At 57.2% G+C, this 21,200-nt stretch carries 21 protein-coding genes; 15 read left to right on the top strand and 6 right to left on the bottom strand.

What is annotated here, in order from left to right; genetic code table 11:
- Window positions 1-124: 124 nt before the first annotated feature.
- The 6 genes from mhbT to dusC all read left to right on the top strand — a co-directional run bounded on the left by mhbT (window position 125) and on the right by dusC (window position 6,161).
- A complete protein-coding gene (gene mhbT / locus OOJ60_RS18620; protein ID WP_060569313.1) occupies window positions 125-1,486 on the top strand; it encodes a 3-hydroxybenzoate transporter MhbT in 1,362 nt (453 codons plus the stop codon).
- Between the two features lie 11 nt (window positions 1,487-1,497).
- Window positions 1,498-2,535 (top strand): gentisate 1,2-dioxygenase, encoded by a 1,038-nt coding sequence (gene gtdA / locus OOJ60_RS18615; RefSeq protein ID WP_042284478.1) that lies wholly within the window; start codon window positions 1,498-1,500, stop codon window positions 2,533-2,535.
- A gap of 14 nt (window positions 2,536-2,549) precedes the next feature.
- A complete protein-coding gene (locus tag OOJ60_RS18610; protein WP_042284475.1) occupies window positions 2,550-3,251 on the top strand; it encodes a fumarylacetoacetate hydrolase family protein in 702 nt (233 codons plus the stop codon).
- Between the two features lie 8 nt (window positions 3,252-3,259).
- Entirely contained in the window at window positions 3,260-3,904 is a 645-nt protein-coding gene (gene maiA / locus OOJ60_RS18605; RefSeq protein ID WP_042284474.1) for a maleylacetoacetate isomerase, read from the top strand.
- A 14-nt stretch (window positions 3,905-3,918) separates the two neighbouring features.
- A complete protein-coding gene (locus tag OOJ60_RS18600) occupies window positions 3,919-5,112 on the top strand; it encodes a 3-hydroxybenzoate 6-monooxygenase (RefSeq protein ID WP_205613033.1) in 1,194 nt (397 codons plus the stop codon).
- 110 nt (window positions 5,113-5,222) lie between these two features.
- Window positions 5,223-6,161, top strand: a complete 939-nt coding sequence (gene dusC, locus OOJ60_RS18595; protein WP_042284470.1) for a tRNA dihydrouridine(16) synthase DusC — start codon at window positions 5,223-5,225, stop codon at window positions 6,159-6,161.
- Window positions 6,162-6,203: 42 nt separating this feature from the next.
- On the opposite strand, the gene yohP is transcribed toward dusC, so the two are convergent.
- Window positions 6,204-6,287 (bottom strand): small membrane protein YohP, encoded by an 84-nt coding sequence (yohP, locus tag OOJ60_RS24875; protein WP_015572324.1) that lies wholly within the window; start codon window positions 6,285-6,287, stop codon window positions 6,204-6,206.
- Between the two features lie 244 nt (window positions 6,288-6,531).
- Between yohP and mdtQ the strand changes: the two genes are divergently transcribed.
- Complete coding sequence (mdtQ, locus tag OOJ60_RS18590) at window positions 6,532-7,971, top strand: multidrug resistance outer membrane protein MdtQ (RefSeq protein ID WP_205613032.1); 1,440 nt, start codon at window positions 6,532-6,534, stop codon at window positions 7,969-7,971.
- Between the two features lie 88 nt (window positions 7,972-8,059).
- Window positions 8,060-8,821 carry an SDR family oxidoreductase gene (locus tag OOJ60_RS18585; RefSeq protein WP_042284467.1) on the top strand — a complete coding sequence of 254 codons (762 nt, stop codon included), beginning with the start codon at window positions 8,060-8,062 and terminating at the stop codon, window positions 8,819-8,821.
- An 8-nt stretch (window positions 8,822-8,829) separates the two neighbouring features.
- On the opposite strand, the gene OOJ60_RS18580 is transcribed toward OOJ60_RS18585, so the two are convergent.
- The gene (locus OOJ60_RS18580) at window positions 8,830-9,399 is read right to left on the bottom strand and encodes a DedA family protein (RefSeq protein WP_205613031.1); all 570 of its coding nucleotides are present in this window, start codon (window positions 9,397-9,399) and stop codon (window positions 8,830-8,832) included.
- A gap of 172 nt (window positions 9,400-9,571) precedes the next feature.
- Between OOJ60_RS18580 and OOJ60_RS18575 the strand changes: the two genes are divergently transcribed.
- Both OOJ60_RS18575 and pbpG read left to right on the top strand, forming a co-directional pair.
- On the top strand, window positions 9,572-10,159 hold the full coding sequence (locus tag OOJ60_RS18575) for a Yip1 family protein (protein ID WP_042284461.1): 588 nt from the start codon (window positions 9,572-9,574) through the stop codon (window positions 10,157-10,159).
- Window positions 10,160-10,328: 169 nt separating this feature from the next.
- Complete coding sequence (gene pbpG / locus OOJ60_RS18570; RefSeq protein WP_205613030.1) at window positions 10,329-11,255, top strand: D-alanyl-D-alanine endopeptidase; 927 nt, start codon at window positions 10,329-10,331, stop codon at window positions 11,253-11,255.
- Window positions 11,256-11,302: 47 nt separating this feature from the next.
- On the opposite strand, the gene OOJ60_RS18565 is transcribed toward pbpG, so the two are convergent.
- Together OOJ60_RS18565 and dld are read right to left on the bottom strand one after the other, a co-directional pair.
- Window positions 11,303-11,857, bottom strand: a complete 555-nt coding sequence (locus OOJ60_RS18565) for a GNAT family N-acetyltransferase (RefSeq protein WP_205613029.1) — start codon at window positions 11,855-11,857, stop codon at window positions 11,303-11,305.
- 101 nt (window positions 11,858-11,958) lie between these two features.
- The gene (dld, locus tag OOJ60_RS18560; RefSeq protein ID WP_205613028.1) at window positions 11,959-13,689 is read right to left on the bottom strand and encodes a D-lactate dehydrogenase; all 1,731 of its coding nucleotides are present in this window, start codon (window positions 13,687-13,689) and stop codon (window positions 11,959-11,961) included.
- Window positions 13,690-13,905: 216 nt separating this feature from the next.
- Between dld and bglX the strand changes: the two genes are divergently transcribed.
- The 5 genes from bglX to OOJ60_RS18535 all read left to right on the top strand — a co-directional run bounded on the left by bglX (window position 13,906) and on the right by OOJ60_RS18535 (window position 20,102).
- Entirely contained in the window at window positions 13,906-16,203 is a 2,298-nt protein-coding gene (gene bglX, locus OOJ60_RS18555; protein WP_042284453.1) for a beta-glucosidase BglX, read from the top strand.
- Window positions 16,204-16,346: 143 nt separating this feature from the next.
- On the top strand, window positions 16,347-17,264 hold the full coding sequence (gene osmF / locus OOJ60_RS18550) for a glycine betaine ABC transporter substrate-binding protein OsmF (protein WP_042284451.1): 918 nt from the start codon (window positions 16,347-16,349) through the stop codon (window positions 17,262-17,264).
- 16 nt (window positions 17,265-17,280) lie between these two features.
- Window positions 17,281-18,447: an ABC transporter permease gene (locus tag OOJ60_RS18545; RefSeq protein WP_042284449.1), complete on the top strand. Its 1,167-nt coding sequence runs from the start codon at window positions 17,281-17,283 to the stop codon at window positions 18,445-18,447.
- Window positions 18,440-19,387 (top strand): ABC transporter ATP-binding protein, encoded by a 948-nt coding sequence (locus tag OOJ60_RS18540; RefSeq protein ID WP_200034364.1) that lies wholly within the window; start codon window positions 18,440-18,442, stop codon window positions 19,385-19,387. Before OOJ60_RS18545 ends, OOJ60_RS18540 begins: the two co-directional genes overlap by 8 nt.
- Complete coding sequence (locus OOJ60_RS18535; protein ID WP_042284443.1) at window positions 19,371-20,102, top strand: ABC transporter permease; 732 nt, start codon at window positions 19,371-19,373, stop codon at window positions 20,100-20,102. The genes OOJ60_RS18540 and OOJ60_RS18535 overlap by 17 nt, the downstream gene beginning before the upstream one ends.
- Here the strand turns inward: OOJ60_RS18535 and OOJ60_RS18530 are convergent.
- Window positions 20,083-20,190, bottom strand: a complete 108-nt coding sequence (locus tag OOJ60_RS18530; protein WP_042284438.1) for a protein YohO — start codon at window positions 20,188-20,190, stop codon at window positions 20,083-20,085. The two genes, OOJ60_RS18535 and OOJ60_RS18530, sit on opposite strands and share 20 nt — an antisense overlap.
- Before the next feature lie 59 nt (window positions 20,191-20,249).
- Window positions 20,250-20,981, bottom strand: coding sequence for an HTH-type transcriptional regulator MlrA (gene mlrA, locus OOJ60_RS18525; protein ID WP_042284435.1), 732 nt, complete (start codon window positions 20,979-20,981; stop codon window positions 20,250-20,252).
- Between the last annotated feature and the right edge of the window lie 219 nt (window positions 20,982-21,200).

Below are 21,200 nucleotides of genomic sequence, written 5' to 3'. Positions count from 1 at the left end.
GCGATAACCTCCAGGTTATGTCTCTGCATGAAAAGCCATTGTACATTTTATCGCCCTATCTACAAACTCGTAACATACCAAAAACAAAAGAACCTCTTACCTTACCTGCACCGAGGCATACACAATGACTCAACGACGTGAACTACAGGCTCTGATCGATGCCGCCCCCGTCGGCAAAACCCAGTGGCGGGTGATCATCTGCTGCTTTCTGGTGGTGATGCTGGACGGCTTTGATACTGCCGCGATTGGCTTTATTGCACCCGACATTCGCAGCCACTGGCAACTGACCGCCGGTGACCTCGCGCCGCTGTTTGGCGCGGGACTGCTGGGGCTGACGGCGGGCGCGCTGCTCTGCGGCCCACTTTCCGACCGCTTTGGCCGCAAACGGGTTATCGAGCTTTGCGTGGCGCTGTTCGGCGCTCTGAGTCTGATCTCGGCGTTTTCGCCGGATCTGCAAACGCTGGTATTCCTGCGCTTTTTGACCGGGCTTGGGCTGGGCGGCGCGATGCCGAACACCATCACCATGACCTCTGAATATCTGCCTGCGCGGCGGCGCGGCGCGCTGGTGACCCTGATGTTCTGCGGCTTTACCCTCGGTTCGGCGATGGGGGGGATCGTCAGCGCCCAACTGGTGGCGGTCATTGGCTGGCACGGCATTCTGATCCTTGGCGGGGTGCTGCCGTTAATGCTGTTCGCCGCGCTGCTGTTCGTGCTGCCGGAATCTCCGCGCTGGCAGGTTCGTCGCCAACTGCCGCAGGCCACCATTGCACGCACGGTCAGCGCCATTACCCGTCAGCGTTACGAGGACACGCATTTTTACCTTAACGAAGCGGCGGCGATCGCCAAAGGCAGCATTCGTCAGCTTTTCGTGGGTCGCCAGTTGCCCATTACCCTGATGTTATGGGTGGTGTTCTTCATGAGCCTGCTGATTATTTATCTGCTTTCAAGCTGGATGCCCACGCTGCTCAACCACCGCGGCATTGACCTCCAGCAGGCCTCCTGGGTGACGGCGGCTTTCCAGATTGGCGGTACGCTGGGGGCGCTGGCGCTGGGCGTACTGATGGATAAACACAACCCGTTCCGGGTTCTGGCGGTGAGCTATGCGCTGGGCGCGGTGTGCATCATCATGATTGGCCTGAGCGAAAACGGCCTGTGGCTGATGGCGCTGGCGATTTTTGGTACCGGGGTAGGGATCAGCGGATCGCAGGTGGGACTGAACGCCTTAACCGCCACGCTCTACCCGACGCAAAGCCGCGCGACAGGCGTCAGTTGGTCAAACGCGGTGGGTCGCTGCGGCGCCATCGTCGGATCGCTCTCCGGCGGCGTGATGATGGCGATGAATTTCTCATTCGATACGCTGTTTTTCATTATCGCTGTCCCGGCGGCGATCAGCGCGGTGATGTTGACCCTGCTGATCGTGGTTGTCCGTCAGTCAGCCTCTGTCCCCGATAACGTACCGCGCACTGGCGGTATGGTAAATGAATAAGGAGAATCCCTATGTCTGAACATAACCAGGATGTCAAAAACAGCCGTCAGCAGTTCTATCAGCATATTTCGGGGCAAAACCTGACCCCGCTGTGGGAGTCGCTGCATCACCTGGTGCCGCAAACCCCGAACGCCAACTGCGCGCCGGCTTACTGGAACTACCAGGAAATTCGTCCGCTGCTGCTGGAGAGCGGCAACCTGATTGGCGCAAAAGAGGCGGTGCGCCGCGTGCTGGTGCTGGAAAACCCGATGCTGCGCGGACAATCCTCTATCACCTCGACGCTGTATGCCGGGCTTCAGCTGATCATGCCGGGAGAGGTCGCCCCGAGCCACCGCCATAACCAGTCGGCGCTGCGGTTTATTGTGGAAGGGAAAGGGGCGTTCACTGCCGTGGATGGCGAGCGTACGCAGATGCACGTCGGTGACTTTATTCTGACGCCGCAATGGCAGTGGCATGACCATGGCAACCCGGGCGATGAGCCGGTTGTCTGGCTTGACGGGCTGGACCTGCCGCTGGTGAATCTTCTCGGCTGCGGCTTTGCCGAGGATTACCCGGAAGATCAGCAACCGGTGACGCGCAAAGAGGGCGATTACCTGCCGCGCTATGCCGCTAACATGCTGCCGCTGCGTCAGCAAAAGGGGAATTCATCACCGATCTTCAACTATCGCTACGATCGCAGTCGCGAAGCGCTGCACGATCTGACCCGTTTCGGCGAGGCCGACGAGTGGGACGGCTACAAAATGCGCTACGTCAACCCGGTCACCGGCGGATACCCGATGCCATCGATGGGCACTTTCCTGCAGCTGTTGCCGAAAGGCTTTGTCTCGCGGATGGCGCGCACCACCGACAGCACCATTTACCACGTGGTGGAGGGCAGCGGCGAAGTGACCATCGGCAATGAAACCTTCACCTTTACCGCCAAAGACATTTTCGTGGTGCCGACCTGGCACGGCGTGTCGTTTACATCCTCCGATGACACCGTGTTATTCAGTTTTTCAGACCGGCCGGTACAGGAAGCGCTCGGGTTATTCCGCGAAGCACGTTATTAATAAGGGAGAAAACAATGACTCAGTATGTATTTGAACCGCAAGCGCCCGTTACCGTACCGGTGGTCGGCAGCGATGAACGCTTCCCCGTCCGCCGCGTGTATTGCGTCGGACGCAACTACGCCGCCCATGCCCGGGAAATGGGCTTCGACCCGGATCGCGAGCCGCCGTTCTTCTTCTGCAAGCCCGCCGATGCCGTAGTGCCGGTGCCGGCAGGTGAAACGCTCGAACTGCCGTATCCGGCGCAAACCGACAATTACCACTATGAAATTGAGCTGGTGGTGGCGATAGGCAAAAAAGGCAGTGATATCCCGTTAGAAAACGCCCATGAATATGTCTGGGGCTATGCCACCGGACTGGATATGACCCGCCGCGATCGGCAGATGGAGATGCGCCAGATGGGCCGTCCGTGGGAGATTGGCAAAGCGTTCGATCTCTCTGCGCCTATCGCGCCGCTGCATAAAGCCAGCCAGGCGCCGGACGTTAATGCCGCGCCTATCTGGCTCCAGGTCAACGGCGAAGATCATCAGCGCAGCGACATCCGCCACCTCATCTGGTCGGTGAACGAAACCATTAGCTATCTGTCCGGCTTTTTCGAACTGCAACCGGGGGATCTCATTTTTACCGGCACGCCGGAAGGGGTGGGGGCAGTGGTGAAGGGCGATGTGATCACCGGTAACGTGGACGGGTTAACCCCCCTCGCCGTGAAGATTGTCTGAGGTGAGACATGAAGCTGTACAGTTTTTTCAATAGTTCGGCCTCGTACCGCGTGCGCATTGCACTGGCGCTGAAAGGTATCGACTACCAGACGGTGGGCGTCAATATCCGCATTGGTCAGCAAAATGAACTGGCCTACCGGCGGATGAATCCGGTGGGGCTGGTGCCAACGCTGGTGACCGATGACGGCGACGCGCTTGGCCAGTCGCTGGCGATTATCGACTGGCTGGACCGGCATTTCCCGCAGTCGCCACTGCTGCCGGCCAGCGATCCGGCGCGCAGCCAGGTACTGGAGATTGTCTACGCTATCGCCTGTGATATTCATCCGGTGAATAATTTGCGGGTGCTGCGCTATCTCACTGACGAACTGAAGATCAGCGAAGAGGATAAAAAACGCTGGTACGCGCACTGGATCCAGCAGGGGCTGAGCGCTGTTGAACAGTTGTTGCGTCAAAGCCAGTCTCAGTCGTACTGCGTTGGAAACCGTCCAACGCTTGCCGACTGTTGCTTGATCCCGCAGTGGGCGAACGCGCTGCGTATGGGGTGTGACTTAAGCGCCTTTCCGCGCTGCAATGCGGTGTATGAAGCCTGCACACAGCTTCCGGCGTTTATCGCCGCCGCGCCCGAAAATCAACAAGATAAACTCTCAGCCTGAGAAGGAGAACGACAATGGCTAAAGTGAAGAGCGCAATTATCGTTGGCGGCGGCATCGGCGGGGCAGCAACCGCGCTTTCGCTGGCGCGCCAGGGTATCAAGGTGATGCTGCTGGAAAAGGCGCATGAGATTGGCGAGATTGGCGCAGGCATCCAGCTTGGCCCAAATGCCTTTTCGGCGCTGGACAGCCTCGGTGTTGGCGACGTAGCGCGCCAGCGGGCGGTATTTACCGACCATATCACCATGATGGATGCGGTAAACGCGGAGGAAGTTGTCCGCATTGAAACCGGCCAGGCGTTTCGCGACCATTTCGGCGGGCCGTATGCCGTGATTCACCGCGTCGACATTCATGCATCGGTCTGGGAAGCGGTGCTGACCCATCCTGATGTTGAATACCGGACGTCCACCAATGTGGTGGATATTCGCCAGACGCCGGACGACGTCACGGTATTTGATGAGCAGGGAAACAGCTGGACAGCCGATATTCTGGTGGGCTGTGACGGCGTGAAGTCGATTGTGCGCCAGAGTCTGCTGGGGGATTCCCCGCGGGTGACCGGACATGTGGTCTACCGGGCGGTGATTGACTGTGACGATATGCCGGAAGATTTACGCATTAACGCGCCGGTACTGTGGGCGGGGCCGCACTGTCACCTTGTTCACTATCCGCTACGCGGCGGCAAGCAGTACAACCTAGTGGTGACGTTCCATAGCCGTCAGCAGGAGGAGTGGGGGGTGAAGGACGGCAGTAAAGAAGAGGTGCTCTCGTATTTTGCCGGTATCCATCCTCGTCCACGTCAGATGCTCGACAAACCCACCTCCTGGCGTCGCTGGTCCACCGCCGATCGCGAACCGGTGGAAAAATGGGGAACGGAGCGCATTACGCTGGTCGGTGACGCCGCGCACCCGGTCGCGCAGTATATGGCCCAGGGCGCATGCATGGCGCTGGAAGATGCGGTGACCCTCGGCAAAGCGCTGGAAATATGCGAGGGCGATGCGGCAAGCGCCTTTGCGCTGTATGAGTCGGTGCGTATTCCGCGCACGGCGCGAATTGTCTGGTCGACCCGCGAAATGGGGCGCGTCTACCACGCTGCGGGCGTCGAACGTCAGGTGCGTAATCTGCTGTGGAAAGGCAAATCGCAGGCCGAATTTTATCGCGGCATGGAGTGGTTATACGGCTGGAAAGAGGATAACTGTCTGCTGCCGCGCTAGCGCTGTGCTTCATCTCCGGCCTGGGCAGCCGTTTTACCGCCATCCGGCAAAAGGTTTTGATCCTCGCAGAGAGGCGCTATGATAGCGCCTCTTTTTTTGCGGATAACCTTATGCGTGTTTTACTGGCGCCGATGGAAGGCGTACTCGACTCCCTGGTACGCGAGCTTCTGACGGAAGTGAATGACTACGATTTATGCATCACCGAATTTGTGCGCGTGGTGGATCAACTTCTGCCGGTAAAAGTGTTTCATCGCCTGTGTCCGGAACTGATGAACGGCAGCCGAACGCCTTCCGGGACGCTGGTGCGCGTGCAACTGCTGGGCCAATATCCACAGTGGCTGGCGGAGAACGCCGCCCGCGCCGTTGAGCTGGGATCCTACGGCGTCGATCTCAACTGCGGCTGCCCGTCGAAAATGGTTAACGGCAGCGGTGGCGGCGCGACGCTTCTGAAAGATCCGGAGCTGATTTATCAGGGCGCCAAAGCGATGCGTGAGGCGGTACCTGCCCACCTGCCGGTGACGGTAAAAGTCCGTCTCGGCTGGGACAGCGGCGATAAAAAATTTGAGATCGCCGACGCCGTGCAGCAGGCCGGGGCCAGTGAGCTGGTGGTGCATGGCCGCACGAAAGAGCAGGGCTACAAAGCCGAACACATCAACTGGCAGGCTATCGGCGAGATTCGCCAGCGTCTGACCATTCCGGTGATCGCCAATGGGGAAATCTGGGACTGGCAAAGCGCGCAGGCCTGCATGGCGGCAAGCGGCTGTGACGCGATAATGATTGGCCGTGGCGCGCTGAATATTCCTAACCTCAGCCGGGTGGTGAAATACAACCAGCCGCGGATGCCGTGGCCGGAGGTGGTGGCGCTACTGCAAAAATATACCCGTCTGGAAAAGCAGGGAGATACCGGGCTTTATCACGTGGCGCGCATCAAGCAGTGGCTGGGGTATTTGCGTAAAGAATATGATGAAGCCACCGTTCTCTTTCAGCACATCCGCGCGTTAAATCATTCACCGGACATTGCACGGGCGATCCAGGCGATAACCCTCTGATAACTGGCCGGGTAAGCGAAGCGTCGCTACCCGGCGCAGCCGTTAAAAAATCATCTTAAACACGCCGGTGACCACCAACAGCCCAATCAGAAAAATAATCAAAATCACCCACAGTAAAATCTTCATTGCCGTTCCCTTATTGGTAAGTTCAGATTAAGTATAGGAAATCTTCTGCAACCTGCCGCCGGGATATCGTCCGTAAATAACAAACACATAAATCAGATAAATAAATCCAATTAATGATATTTATTTGAAAAATACATTGCCGGATATGACGGTTATTTGCCAAAGATGTTATGCCACGCGTAACTAAAAAACCGCATTCAACAACGGGTAAGCTCCGCGCACCCTTTCTAAGCAGAACTTCTTCATGAATCGTAACTCTTTTCACGCTGTGAAAGCGTGCTTCCCCTTAGCACTTTTGCTGGCGGGATGCGCCCCCATGCATGACAGTCATCAGACGCTGGCGCAGCAAACCCCCGCGACTCACGTTGACGCCTCACTGCCTGCGTCACTCAAAAAAGGGTGGCCGGAAAGCCAATGGTGGCAGGTATATCACGATCCCCAGCTCAACGGTCTGATTGAGCACGCCCTGCTGCACTCGCCGGATATGCAGGTGGCTGAACAACGCATTCAACTGGCGGAAGCGCAGGCGAAAGCGGTTGAAACCCAGGACGGTCCGCAACTGGATTTTTCAGCGGATCTCGAGCGGCAGAAAATGTCAGCGGAAGGGTTAATGGGGCCGTTCGCACTGACCGATCCCGCGGCAGGCACCACGGGACCGTGGTATACCAACGGTACATTTGGCTTAACCGCCGGTTGGGATCTGGATTTATGGGGGAAAAATCGTGCGGAAGTGACGGCGCGAATCGGCGCGGTGAAAGCGCGGGAAGCGGAACGTGAGCAGACCCGCCAGTTGCTGGCAAGCAGCGTCACGCGGTTGTACTGGGAATGGCAAACGCAGGCGGCGTTAAGCACACTGCTCCAGCAAATCGAAGACGAACAACGCAATATTATTAACAGCGATCGCCAGCTGTACCAGAACGGGATAACGTCTTCGGTCGAGGGTGTTGAAACCGATATCGATGACAGCAAAACACAACAGCAACTGAATGATGCTGCCGGAAAGATGAAGGTCATAGAGGCGCGGCTCAGCGCGCTCATTAATGCCCAGTCGACCTCGCTGGCGCTTCACCCGGTGGCGCTGCCGAACGTGGAAAGCCGACTGCCGGATTGCCTGGGCTATGAATTGCTGGCGCGCAGGGCAGATTTGCAGGCGGCGCACTGGTATATCGAATCGTCGCTCAGCAGCGTGGAGGCGGCGAAAGCGGCGTTTTATCCTGATATCAACCTGATGGCTTTTCTGCAACAGGATGCGCTGCATTTAAGCGATCTGTTCCGCAGTTCCGCGCAGCAGATGGGCGTTACCGCCGGGCTGACGCTACCGATTTTCGACAGCGGCAGACTGAACGCGAATCTGGATATCGCCCAGGCGCAAAGCGATTTGTCGATCGCGAATTACAACAAAGCGGTGGTGGCGGCGGTAAATGACGTCGCACGCGCCGCCAGTCAGGTGGCAACGCTGGCGCAAAAAAATGCCCATCAGCAGCAGATTGAGCACGATGCCCGGCGGGTGGTAACGTTGGCTGAAGCGCGTTTCAGGGCGGGGATTATTGCCGGTTCCCGCGTTAGCGAGGCGAAAATTCCGGCGCTGCGCGAACAGGGTAAGGGCCTGATTTTACAAGGCCAGTGGCTGGACGCCTCGGTACAGCTCACCAGCGCGCTCGGCGGCGGCTACCCGCACTCCTGATCTTTCCGGCTCTCTCAGACTGAGCTTCTATACTTAGAGCCTGATGAGACAGATTCTTAAGGTTCAGTTTGATTCAACCGGAGATATTATGAGAAAAGTGGCCATTGTCACCGCGTCTGATTCAGGTATCGGCAAAGCCTGCGCCCTGCATCTGGCGCAGCAGGGATTTGATATTGGCATCACCTGGCATTCCGATGAACAGGGCGCGCGCGCGACAGCGCAAGAGGTGATGAAGCACGGCGTTCGCGCTGAGACCGTCCAGTTAGATCTCAGCCAGCTACCTGCGGGGGTACAGGCGCTTGAGCAACTGATTACCCGGCTGGGCCGGATTGACGTGCTGGTGAATAATGCTGGCACAATGCGCAAAGCCGCGTTTCTTGAGATGCCCTTCGATGACTGGCGACAGATTTTCACGGTGGACGTCGACGGCGCATTTCTCTGTTCCCAACTGGCTGCTCGCCAGATGGTAAAACAGGGGGAGGGCGGCCGTATTATCAATATCACCTCGGTACATGAGCATACGCCGCTGCCCGAGGCCAGCGCTTATACCGCCGCGAAACACGCCCTTGGCGGGCTGACCAAATCCATGGCGCTTGAACTGGTCAAACACAATATTCTGGTCAACGCCGTGGCGCCGGGAGCCATCGCCACCCCGATGAATGATATGGACGACAGCGACGTGAAGCCTGGCGCTGAACCGTCGATCCCACTGGGCAGAATGGGGGCGACGCGCGAAATTGCCAGCCTGGTGGCGTGGCTGTGTTCGGACGGGGCAAGCTACACCACCGGCCAGTCGCTGATCGTCGACGGCGGATTTATGCTCGCCAATCCACAGTTTACACCGCAGTAGCGTTCGTATTAGTCGGCTTTGCGGCGGCTGCGGCGTTTTAGCCACCCGCGAACGCCGACCACCAGCGCAATGGCAAGAAACAGCCAGACCAGATGTTTTAGATGGTGATCAAGGCTGTGCAGCCAGGGGGCAATGACTTCACCACCCGCGTAGCCGAGTATGGTGAAGATCAGCGCCCAGATCAGCGCCCCGAGAATATTCAGCGGCAGAAAAATTTTTGGCGGCAGATGGCTTGCGCCAATCAGCAGCGGGCCAATGACGCGAAAACCGTACATAAAGCGCGTGCCGATGACGAACAGATATGGACGACGCTGGATCATCTTTTGCGCCTGGCGGATTTTGTCACGATGACGGGAAAAACGGCGCAGGAGCGAGTCACCGTAGCGGCGCCCGAGCAAATACAATACCTGATCGCCAATCATGCCGCCTACGGCGACGGCCAATACCACCAAAGGAAACTTCAGTAATCCCTGATGAGAGGCGACGCCGCCCAGCAAGGTCACAGTTTCGCCTTCCGCCAGACTACCGATGACCAGCGCGGCATAACCGTATTGTGCAATAAGACTGTTTATATCCATATGTCTGAATGACCTCCGCACGTTTAAGCATACACCTTGTGAATTTATGTTGCTGAATGAAAAAGGAGGGAGGGGAGCGTCTGCCCTGACATTTCCTGATCTGTACATAAAATAATCGAAAAGCGAATTATACTTGAGGTGTTAGGGGCCGGAACTGACACAAGGGGGCGGTATGAACCATGTCTGGGGGTTGTTTTCCCATCCCGATCGTGAAATGCAGGTGATCAAAAGCGAGAATGAAACGGTATCGCATCACTACACCCATCATGTACTGCTGATGGCGGCGATTCCGGTTATCTGCGCGTTTATTGGCACCACGCAAATCGGCTGGAATTTTGGCGACGGCAACGTGCTGAAGCTGTCGCCGGTAACGGGGCTTGCGCTGGCTGTGCTGTTCTACGCCGTCATGCTCGCTGGCGTGGCGGTGATGGGACGGGTGATCTGGTGGATGGCGCGTAGCTTTCCGCAGCGCCCATCGCTGGCGCACTGTATGGTGTTTGCCGGTTATGTTGCGACCCCGCTGTTTCTGAGTGGGGTGGTGGCGTTGTATCCGCTGGTCTGGCTGTGCGCGCTGGTGGGAACGGTGGCGCTGTTTTATACCGGTTACTTACTGTATCTCGGTATACCGACCTTCCTGAACATTAATAAGGAGGAGGGGCTGAGCTTCTCCAGTTCGACGCTGGCGATTGGCGTGCTGGTGCTGGAAGTGCTGCTCGCGCTGACCGTTATTCTGTGGGGATACGGTTACCGGGTCTTCTGAGGTCATTCTCTGCATTGTTGGTGTAAAAGCCAGCAATGCAGCCTTTCCTGACGATTCTCTTATGGCGGCAACGTTATTAGCTCGCTATGATTCTTTCGCTAGCTTAAGTAAATTCTCACTCAAGCGGTGCGTGTTATCACACGTGTGAATCATTTTCTGAAATCTCATCATGCTGACATTCCGAGTTTCTGTTCTTAGCCTGGCGTTAATGCTGGCGGTGCCTTTTGCACCGCAGGCGATGGCCAAAGCGGCGGCGACGACCGCGGCCTCCCAACCGGAAATCGCCTCCGGTAGCGCGATGATCGTCGATCTGAACACCAATAAGGTGATCTATTCGAACCATCCGGATCGGGTGCGCCCGATCGCCTCGATAACCAAATTAATGACCGCGATGGTCGTGCTGGACGCGCGACTGCCGCTGGACGAGAAGCTGAAGATCGATATCAGCCAGACGCCAGAAATGAAGGGCGTCTATTCCCGCGTGCGGCTGAACAGTGAGATCAGTCGTAAAAACATGCTGTTGCTGGCGCTGATGTCCTCGGAAAACCGCGCGGCGGCAAGCCTGGCGCACCATTATCCGGGAGGCTATAACGCCTTTATTAAGGCGATGAATGCGAAGGCGAAAGCGCTCGGCATGACCCATACGCGTTTTGTCGAGCCGACCGGGTTATCCATTCACAACGTATCTACCGCGCGCGATCTCACCAAAATGCTGATTGCCAGCAAGCAGTATCCGCTGATTGGACAACTGAGTACGACGCGTGAGGATATGGCGACCTTCTCGAACCCGGCGTATACCCTGCCGTTTCGCAATACCAACCATCTGGTGTACCGCGACAACTGGGACATTCAGTTGACGAAAACGGGCTTCACGAATGCGGCGGGGCACTGCCTGGTGATGCGCACGGTAATTAATCACAAACCGGTGGCGCTGGTCGTGATGGACGCCTTTGGCAAATATACCCATTTTGCCGACGCCAGCCGTTTACGTACCTGGATTGAGACCGGCAAAGTGATGCCGGTTCCGGCGGCGGCATTAAGCTATAAAAAGCAAAAAGCCGCGCAGATGGCGCAGCAGACCGCGCAAAACGATTGAGCTGAAAGCCGAATAAGGCGGTTCTCCGCCATCCGGCGACATCAACGTTATTCCGGCAGCGTCCAGTCACCCTCGTTAAGCGGGCGCTGCATAATCAATGTGTCCCGCCAGTCGCCTTTCTTGTAGCCGACGCTGCGAAGCTGTCCGGCAATTTCAAAACCATGTTTTTTATGTAACCGTAATGAGCCAGGGTTATTGTGCCCGTCGCCGATCACCGCCACCATTTGTCGCCATGGGCCTGCTTCACAGCGACTGATGAGCGTGGACATTAACAGGCTACCGATACCGCGCCCGGTCATGCTGGCGTCAACGTATATCGACTCTTCCAGGGTATAACGGTAGGCGGGGCGAGGGCGGTACTGAGTGGCATAGCAATAGCCCACCACCACGCCGCGATACAAAGCCACCAGCCAGGGCAGGCCATACTGCGCGACCTTGAGCATTCTCTGGCGCATCTCTTCTACCGTCGGGGGGATCTCTTCGAAAGAGGCGCGACCATTCAGCACATGCCAGGCGTACAGCGCGGAAATGGCCTCTACGTCGCCGGGCGATGCGTCGCGCACCACAATATCATCACCAGAAAGCGTATCGGCAGCAGACATGGTTATCACCTTCAGGATAAAAAGCCGGAGTCATAGCTCCGGCACATGTCGTTACTTTTGCACGATATTTCGAGCAGATCCAGCCTGCACGGCGGGCCTGCTTACGCGGTTTGCCCGGTAGAGGGGTCTTTCCAGAATTTCTGCTTGCTGGTTTTGCCAATTCCGGGATTCATACTGTTGGTCGGGTCATTTTCGCGATAAAAACGGGTCAACGCCTCCGGTGCTTTGTACAGATGCCCGACGTTGTGCTCGGCGGGATACTGCGCGCCGCGCTGGTGAAGCAGTTCAAGCATCTGCGCTTTCAACGCATGTACGTCAACGCCTTTTTTAACGATGTAATCCTGATGAAAGACGTAGCACATAAAGTGTCCGTAATAGAGCTTATGCACTAACTGGCTGTCAAGTTCCGGCGGCAGATGTTCATACCACTCGGTGTCATTACGACGCAAGGCGATGTCCAGCGCCAGAATATCTTCCACGTCATCGGCATGCACTGCCTGATAGCGGATTGCCGCGCCCGCCGCCGCGAAACGGTGCAGGAATGCTTTGCTGCCTTCCTCCGGCGTACAGGCGAAGAAGTCGCCTTCTGCGGTTTTAAAGAATTCGCTCAGCCAGTTTTGCGCTTCCGCCACGCCGTCCCCGGCCATTTTTAACAGCAGATGATGCTCGTATTTATCGCGCCAGCTTTTCATTCGCGGCGGCAAATGACTGGGGAACAGATGACCGAACTTCTGCATTGCGCGGTCAGTGAAGTGCGGACGGAAAAATTTCACTTTCTCCAGCATTGCATCGGTACGGCCCTTCAGGGTAAAGAAGAACGGCATTTTGTCGGTACCGAGCTTGTCGATCATCAGGAACGTATCTTTACCGTACTGCTCCGCGATATCGTAAATATCACGATGCATATACTCGCCCGCGACCGGCAGATTCTCAAAGTTTGCCAGAATATGGCGGCGGATTTCGGTCAGCACGTCAGGCTGATTGGTGCCGATGTAAAACACCTGCTGGTTTTTTTCCGCTTCAAAAGTGTCGAGGCGTACCGCAAACACCGCCAGCTTTCCGGCGCAGCCGGAGGCTTCAAACAGGCGGTCCGGGTCGGCGTTATAACGCGCCGGCGTGTCAGCCTCGATATCGCGCACGCGGGTTACGTAGTCGTGATCGTGGGCGTGACGCCCGTCGTGACGCACGTTTTCTTCTTTGATGCGCTCATCGTCCAGTTGACTGAGGATCTGCTCCGGCGTTTGACCAAGGTCGATGCCGAGATGGTTAACCAACTGGAGCTTGCCGTTTTCATCAATACGCGCAAACAACGACATTTCGGTATAGGCAGGGCCGCGCTGAACCAGCGAGCCGCCGGAGTTATTACAGATGCCGCCAATCACCGAGGCGCCAATGCACGACGAACCAATGACCGAATGCGGTTCGCGTCCCAACGGTTTCAGCGCTTTTTCCAGTGAATACAGCGTGGTGCCCGGCCAGGCCAGCACCTGCTCGCCTTTGCCAAGGAGGTGCAGCTTGTCGAGGCGCAGAGTGCTGATAATCACAATATCGCGATCGTAGTCGTTGCCGTTTGGCGTTGAACCTTCGGTCAGGCCCGTGTTGGCGGCCTGCATCAGAATAATTTTGTCGGCATTCACGCAGGCGTTAAGGACGCGCCAGAGTTCAAGCAGCGAGCCGGGAAAGACCACCGCCAGCGCATCGCCCTGGCCGGAACGGAAGCCCTTGCGATAGCGGGCGGTTTTCTCAGGTTCAGTCAGCAGGTGTGAATGACCCACGAGACGGGCGAGTTCATTCAGAAAGGCTTTATTATCAGTTGTTGTCAGGGAAGACATTTTCCACTCCTTGTGGTGGGACAAAATATCACGTTCAAGCATAGCGCTTTGTCTGACCCTGCGCTTACTCATTTACCCTGTCTGTGAATCAGCGGCGGTGAAAATTAAGAGAATAACCTTCGCTTTCTGCGTGGCGGCCAATTAGGCTTATGGCAACGTGCGGTTTTTGTTATATTTTCGCAGCCACGTCGGGCTAATGAGAAAGAGAGAAACAACATGAAATGGCTATGTTCTGTAGGTGTCGCGGTGAGTCTGGCGTTGCAGCCAGCGCTGGCGGAAGATCTGTTTGGTAACCACCCGCTGACGCCGGAAGCGCGGGATGCGTTTGTGACTGAACTCCTGACCAAAATGACCGTTGACGAGAAGATTGGTCAGCTTCGCTTGATTAGCGTCGGCCCGGATAACCCGAAAGAAGCGATCCGTGAAATGATCAAGGACGGACAGGTTGGGGCGATCTTCAATACCGTCACCCGCCAGGATATCCGCAAAATGCAGGATCAGGTGATGGAACTGAGCCGCCTGAAGATCCCTCTCTTTTTCGCGTATGACGTGTTGCACGGTCAGCGTACCGTTTTCCCCATCAGCCTGGGCCTGGCTTCCTCTTTTAACCTTGAGGCGGTGAAAACCGTCGGGCGCGTGTCGGCATATGAAGCGGCAGATGACGGCCTGAATATGACCTGGGCGCCGATGGTCGACGTTTCCCGCGACCCGCGCTGGGGACGCGCTTCCGAAGGCTTTGGCGAGGACACCTATCTCACATCGATCATGGGCAAGACGATGGTGGAAGCGATGCAGGGTAAAAGCCCGGCGGACCGCTATTCGGTGATGACCAGCGTGAAGCACTTCGCCGCCTACGGCGCGGTGGAAGGCGGCAAAGAGTACAACACCGTCGACATGAGTCCACAGCGTCTGTTTAACGACTATATGCCGCCGTACAAAGCGGGGCTGGACGCGGGCAGTGGCGCCGTCATGGTGGCGCTGAACTCGCTGAACGGAACGCCCGCCACGTCTGATGCCTGGCTGCTCAAAGATATTCTGCGCGACAAATGGGGCTTTAAGGGGATTACCGTTTCCGACCACGGCGCGATCAAAGAGCTGATAAAACACGGCACCGCCGCCGATCCCGAGGATGCGGTGCGCGTGGCGCTCAAGTCCGGCATTAACATGAGCATGAGCGACGAGTATTACAGCAAATACCTGCCGGGGCTGATCAAATCCGGCAAGGTGACGATGGAAGAACTGGACGACGCCGCCCGTCATGTGCTGAACGTCAAATATGATATGGGGCTGTTCAACGATCCGTACAGCCATCTGGGGCCGAAAGAGTCTGACCCGGCGGACACTAACGCCGAAAGCCGCCTGCATCGTAAAGAGGCGCGAGAAGTGGCGCGCGAAAGTCTGGTACTGCTGAAAAACCGTCTGGAAACCCTACCGTTAAAAAAATCCGGCACCATTGCGGTGGTAGGCCCCCTGGCAGACAGCAAACGTGACGTGATGGGCAGTTGGTCCGCGGCGGGGGTGGCGGATCAGTCTGTGACCGTACTGACCGGCATTCAGAACGCCGTGGGTGATAAAGCAAAAATCGTTTACGCCAAAGGCGCGAATGTCACTGACGATAAAGACATCGTCACGTTCCTCAACCAGTACGAAGAAGCGGTGAAGGTGGATCCACGCACGCCGAAAGCGATGATCGACGAAGCGGTGAACGCGGCGAAACAGTCCGACGTGGTGGTTGCCGTCGTCGGTGAAGCGCAGGGCATGGCCCACGAAGCCTCCAGCCGGACCGATATCACTATTCCGCAGAGCCAGCGCGATCTGATCGCGGCGCTGAAAGCGACCGGCAAGCCGCTGGTGCTGGTGCTGATGAATGGCCGTCCGCTGGCGCTGGTGAAAGAAAATCAACAGGCCGACGCGATCCTGGAGACCTGGTTTGCCGGTACCGAAGGCGGTAACGCCATTGCCGACGTGCTGTTTGGCGACTACAACCCGTCCGGTAAACTGCCGATGTCTTTCCCGCGTTCCGTCGGGCAGATCCCGGTCTACTACAGCCACCTTAATACCGGTCGTCCGTATAACGCCGATAAACCCAATAAATACACGTCACGCTACTTTGACGAGGCTAACGGCCCGCTGTATCCGTTTGGCTACGGTCTGAGCTACACCACGTTTACCGTGTCTGACGTCAAACTTTCCGCCCCGAGCATGACGCGTGACGGCAGCGTAACCGCGAGCGTGCAGGTGACGAACACCGGTAAACGGGAAGGCGCGACGGTGATTCAGATGTACCTGCAGGACGTGACGGCGTCTGTGAGTCGTCCCGTGAAAGCGCTGAAGGGCTTTAAGAAGGTGACCCTGAAACCGGGGGAAACTCAGACCGTCAGTTTCCCGATCGACGTCGAGGCGTTGAAGTTCTGGAATCAACAAATGCAGTATGATGCCGAACCGGGCAAGTTTAACGTCTTTATCGGCGTAGACTCAGCGCGGGTCAAGCAAGGGGAATTTGAGCTGCTGTAACAGAGACGAGAGGCGGGCGTAATCCCGTCTCTCTTTTTTGCGCTGGCGCGAAAAAACTGAATTCTCCGGTTAAAGAGATACTTTTCGACTATGCTTTTTGCTCAAGTCGCTGAAAAGGGCGGCAAAAGGATGAGGAAAGCATAATGACACTCTCAAAGATCTGTGCGGGCTCGCTGGCGCTGTTAGCGGCGGTGAGTTTACCCCTGCAGGCGGCGTCGCCGGTGACGGTGGGGTCGAAAATCGACACCGAAGGGGCTCTGCTCGGCAATATCATTTTGCAGGTGCTGGAAAGCCACGGCGTTAAAACGGTCAATAAAGTCCAACTGGGCACGACTCCGGTTGTGCGCGGGGCAATCACCTCCGGCGAACTGGATATTTATCCGGAATACACCGGCAACGGGGCCTTCTTCTTTAAAGATGAAAACGACCCGGCGTGGAAAAACGCCAACGCGGGCTATGAGAAGGTCAAAAAGCTCGATGCCGAACAGCATAAGCTGGTGTGGTTAACGCCAGCGCCGGCCAATAATACCTGGACCATCGCAGTGCGTAGCGATGTCGCTGAGAAAAATAAACTCACTTCGCTGGCCGATCTCGGACGCTACCTGAAAGCGGGTGGAACCTTTAAGCTGGCCGCCTCGGCCGAGTTTATTGAGCGCGCCGATGCGCTTCCCGCTTTTGAAAAAGCCTACGATTTTAAACTGAGTCAGGATCAACTGCTTTCGCTGGCGGGCGGCGACACCGCGGTAACGATCAAAGCGGCAGCACAGCAAACGTCTGGCGTAAACGCGGCGATGGCTTACGGTACGGACGGTCCGGTGGCCGCGTTGGGGTTGCAAACCCTGAGCGATCCGAAAGGCGTACAGCCGATCTATGCCCCTGCGCCGGTAGTGCGTGAAGCAGTGCTGAAAGACTATCCTCAAATGGCCGAATGGCTGCAGCCGGTATTCGCCAGCCTTGATGCGAAAACCCTGCAGCAGTTAAACGCCAGTATTGCCGTGGAAGGGCTGGACGCGAAAAAAGTCGCCGCAGATTACCTGAAGCAAAAGGGATGGGTGAAGTAAAAGGACTGAAATAAGGCTGGGTGACGTGGCAAAAGTCAGTATTAACCGCGTGCTGTTGCTGCTGGTGGCGCTCACCGCAGTTGCCGCCGCGCTGCCGTTCGTAAACTATGCTCCTAACCGACTGGTTTCTGGCGAGGGGCGTCCGATCTGGGCAGTCTGGCCCGGTTCGGTTTCGCTGCTGGTGGGCGCCGGGTGCGCCTTGCTCACGCTGTGCTTCGTGCCGGGAAGACGAGGCGCTGCGCTCACGCTTGCTGTTGCGCAACTGTTGGTGATCCTGATGCTCTGGAGCGCGGGAAAAGCCGCCAGCCATCTGGCTGAAACGGGCTCGCCGTTGGCGCGGACCAGCCTGGGAAGCGGTCTGTGGCTGGCGCTGGCGTTAGGGCTGCTGGCCTGTAGCGACGCGATTCGCAGAATCACCGTCCAGCCGCTCTGGCGCTGGGTTCTGCATGCCCAGATCGCCATCGTGCCGCTGGCGCTGCTGTTTTCCGGCGCGTTCGACGCGCTTTCTCTGCTTAAAGAATACGCCAACCGGCAGGACGTCTTTGACGACGCGCTGGCGCAGCATCTGACGCTGCTGCTGGGAACCGTTTTGCCTGCGCTGGCGATTGGCGTGCCGCTGGGCATCTGGTGCCACTTTTCCGCTGCCCGTCAGGGACCGGTGTTTACCGTGTTAAACGTGATCCAAACCATTCCGTCGGTGGCGCTGTTTGGTCTGTTAATTGCGCCGCTCGCCGGGCTGGTAAAGGCCTTCCCGTGGCTTTCATCGTTGGGCGTCGCGGGAACCGGTCTGACGCCGGCGCTGATCGCGCTGGTGCTGTACGCGCTGCTGCCGCTGGTGCGCGGCGTGGTCGCCGGGCTGGACCAGGTGCCGCGTGACGTGCTGGAAAGCGCGCGCGCGATGGGCATGGGCGCCGCCCAGCGCTTTTTTCACGTCCAGTTGCCGCTGGCGTTACCGGTATTTTTGCGCAGCCTGCGCGTGGTCATGGTACAAACAGTCGGGATGGCCGTGATTGCCGCGTTGATTGGCGCGGGCGGCTTCGGCGCGTTGGTTTTTCAGGGACTGCTCAGCAGCGCCATCGATTTAGTGTTGCTTGGCGTGATCCCGGTGATTGTGCTGGCGGTAGTGATTGACGCGCTGTTTGACTTAGGGAGCGCTTTGCTGAAGGTAACCCATCATGATTGAATTTAACCACGTGAGTAAAACCTTCGGTGAGCAGAGAGCGGTTAACGATCTCAATCTGCATTTTAAAGAAGGCAGTTTTTCGGTGCTGATTGGCACCTCCGGTTCGGGAAAATCAACCACGCTGAAGATGATCAACCGCCTGGTGGAACATGACAGCGGACGAATTCGCTTTGCCGGTGAGGAGATCCGCTCTCTGCCGCTGCTCGAACTTCGCCGACGTATGGGATACGCCATTCAGTCGATCGGTCTGTTTCCACACTGGACCGTGGCGCAAAACATTGCCACCGTGCCGCAGTTGCTCAAGTGGTCGCGACAGAAACGTGACGATCGTGTCGATGAACTGATGGCGCTGCTGGGGCTGGAGCCGGGGCTGCGGGAACGCTATCCGCATCAGTTGTCCGGCGGGCAACAGCAGCGGGTGGGCGTAGCGCGCGCGCTGGCCGCCGACCCGCAGGTGCTGCTGATGGATGAGCCGTTTGGCGCGCTGGACCCGGTTACCCGTGGCGCATTACAGCAGGAGATGACCCGTATTCACCGCCTGCTCGGGCGAACCATTGTGCTGGTGACCCACGATATTGACGAGGCGTTACGCCTGGCGGAACATCTGGTACTGATGGACGGCGGCGAAGTGGTGCAGCAGGGCACGCCGCTCCAGATGTTGACCGCGCCGACCGATGATTTTGTTCGCCAGTTTTTCGGACGTAGCGAACTGGGCGTACGTCTGCTGTCGCTGCGTAACGTCGCCGACTATGTGCGGCGTGATGAGCACACTGACGGCGATGCGTTAACGGAAACGATGACGCTACGCGACGCGCTCTCCCTGTTTGTGGCGCATAACCGGGAAATCTTACCGGTGGTTAACCAGCAAGGCGTTGCCTGCGGTACGCTGCACTTTCGCGATTTGCTTTCGGAGACGTTGCGTGATGAAACGACTGACTGATCCGCTGCTCTGGCTTATCGTCGTATTTGTGCTGATGCTGGTAGGCTTGCCGCATAGCGAGGCGCTGTTCGCTCGCCTGTTTCCTGAACTGCCGCGTCCGGTCTACCAACAGGAGAGCTTTGTCGCGCTGGCGCTGGCCCACTTCTGGCTGGTCGGCGTGTCGAGCCTGATTGCGGTGCTGATTGGCGTCGGGGCGGGGATCGCGGTCACGCGACCTGCCGGGGCGGAGTTTCGTCCGCTGGTGGAAACCATTGCCGCAGTAGGACAAACCTTTCCGCCCGTCGCCGTGCTGGCAATCGCGGTGCCGGTGATGGGGTTTGGCCAGCAGCCGGCGATTATTGCGCTGATCCTCTACGGCGTGCTGCCGGTGCTACAGGCGACGCTGGCGGGGTTGGGGTCTGTCCCGGCAAGCGTACGGGAAATCGCCAGCGGGATGGGAATGAGCCGCGGCCAGCAGCTGCGAAAGGTCGAACTGCCGCTGGCTGCGCCTGTCATTCTGGCGGGGATCCGCACCTCGGTAATCATCAATATTGGCACGGCGACCATTGCCTCTACGGTTGGGGCGAGTACGCTGGGCACGCCGATCATTATCGGCCTGAGCGGCTTTAATACCGCCTATGTCATTCAGGGGGCGTTACTGGTCGCGCTGGCGGCGATCGTCATTGACCGCCTGTTTGAACGATTAGTTCAGCGGCTTAGCCAGCACGCAAAATGAAGGTATAACCCGCGAGCATGACGCCGCCGATACCGCCGATAGCCATGAGTAAAAAGAGGGCGATAACGCCGATTTTCGTTGCGCTCATGATGTTCTCCTTATGTTAACCAAGAGATTATACAGAGAAGCGCTCCTGTTAATGAATCATTAAATGCCAAGTGGATAAATATCGTATCCCTGGGCACGCCAGGTCGCCAGCTGCTGTTGCTGCGCCGGTGTCTGGTTTTCGCCGCACCACACCAGGAGGGTGCGGCCTTCAAACTGTTCCGGGCGAAGCTGGTTCAGGGAGTGCGCCAGTACGTCAACGCGCCAACCCTGCTGGCTGGCGATCCAGCCCTCAAGCCATAATCGGGTGGTGTCGTGAATATTCCAGCCTACCACCAGCGCGTCTTTGCCCTGTTTCTTTCTCGCCGAGGCGAGACAAATCGCAATGTAGTTAATTAACACGCCATCGAGAATGCCCAGCAGCGCCTGAAGCGTCGGCTGCGGGCACTGGAGACGGCGGCGTAGCGGAATAAACAGATGGCTGGTGAGCGTTTGCGCCGGATAATCCTGGCCGCGCTCTTTAAGCCAGACTCTGATGCTGTGCAGATTATTGTTTTGCAGGTAATGCAGGAGCGTTTCCTGATGCTCGCGCCAGCCGTTTTGCCGATCGAACGTGTCATTGCTCAACAGCACTTTGACTTTGCTGACCTGGACGCCGTTGTCGATCCAGCGTTTGATCTCGCGGATGCGGTCGATATCCGAGTCGTTGAAAAGACGATGTCCGCCGTCTGTTCGCTGCGGTTTCAGTAATCCATAACGCCGCTGCCACGCGCGAAGCGTGACAGGGTTGATATCACAAAGCAGAGCCACTTCACCTATGGTGTAAAGCGCCATCTTTTAATCCTTGCTCGCGAGGTCCCAGTTTAACTTTAGACGCTCTTTTTCGAACCAGGTAGTTTTGTCTGTTTTTTAATCAATTTAGCGGTAAAAATCTGAGAGTCGGCGGCGACATTGAGTGATCGTACTCACGATTTCATCTTTTTTTGCAACAGTTCAAAGAAAGATCAACGCAGTCGATGTATGTTACGCGGTTTTAATAGAAGTGTGGTCTGC

Origin of the sequence: Citrobacter sp. R4, from assembly GCF_026719175.1 — a bacterium.
GTDB classification, from domain to species: domain Bacteria; phylum Pseudomonadota; class Gammaproteobacteria; order Enterobacterales; family Enterobacteriaceae; genus Citrobacter_A; species Citrobacter_A sedlakii.
Note: the sequence above shows the minus strand (reverse complement) of the source record. Positions and strands in the feature narration are given on the sequence as shown.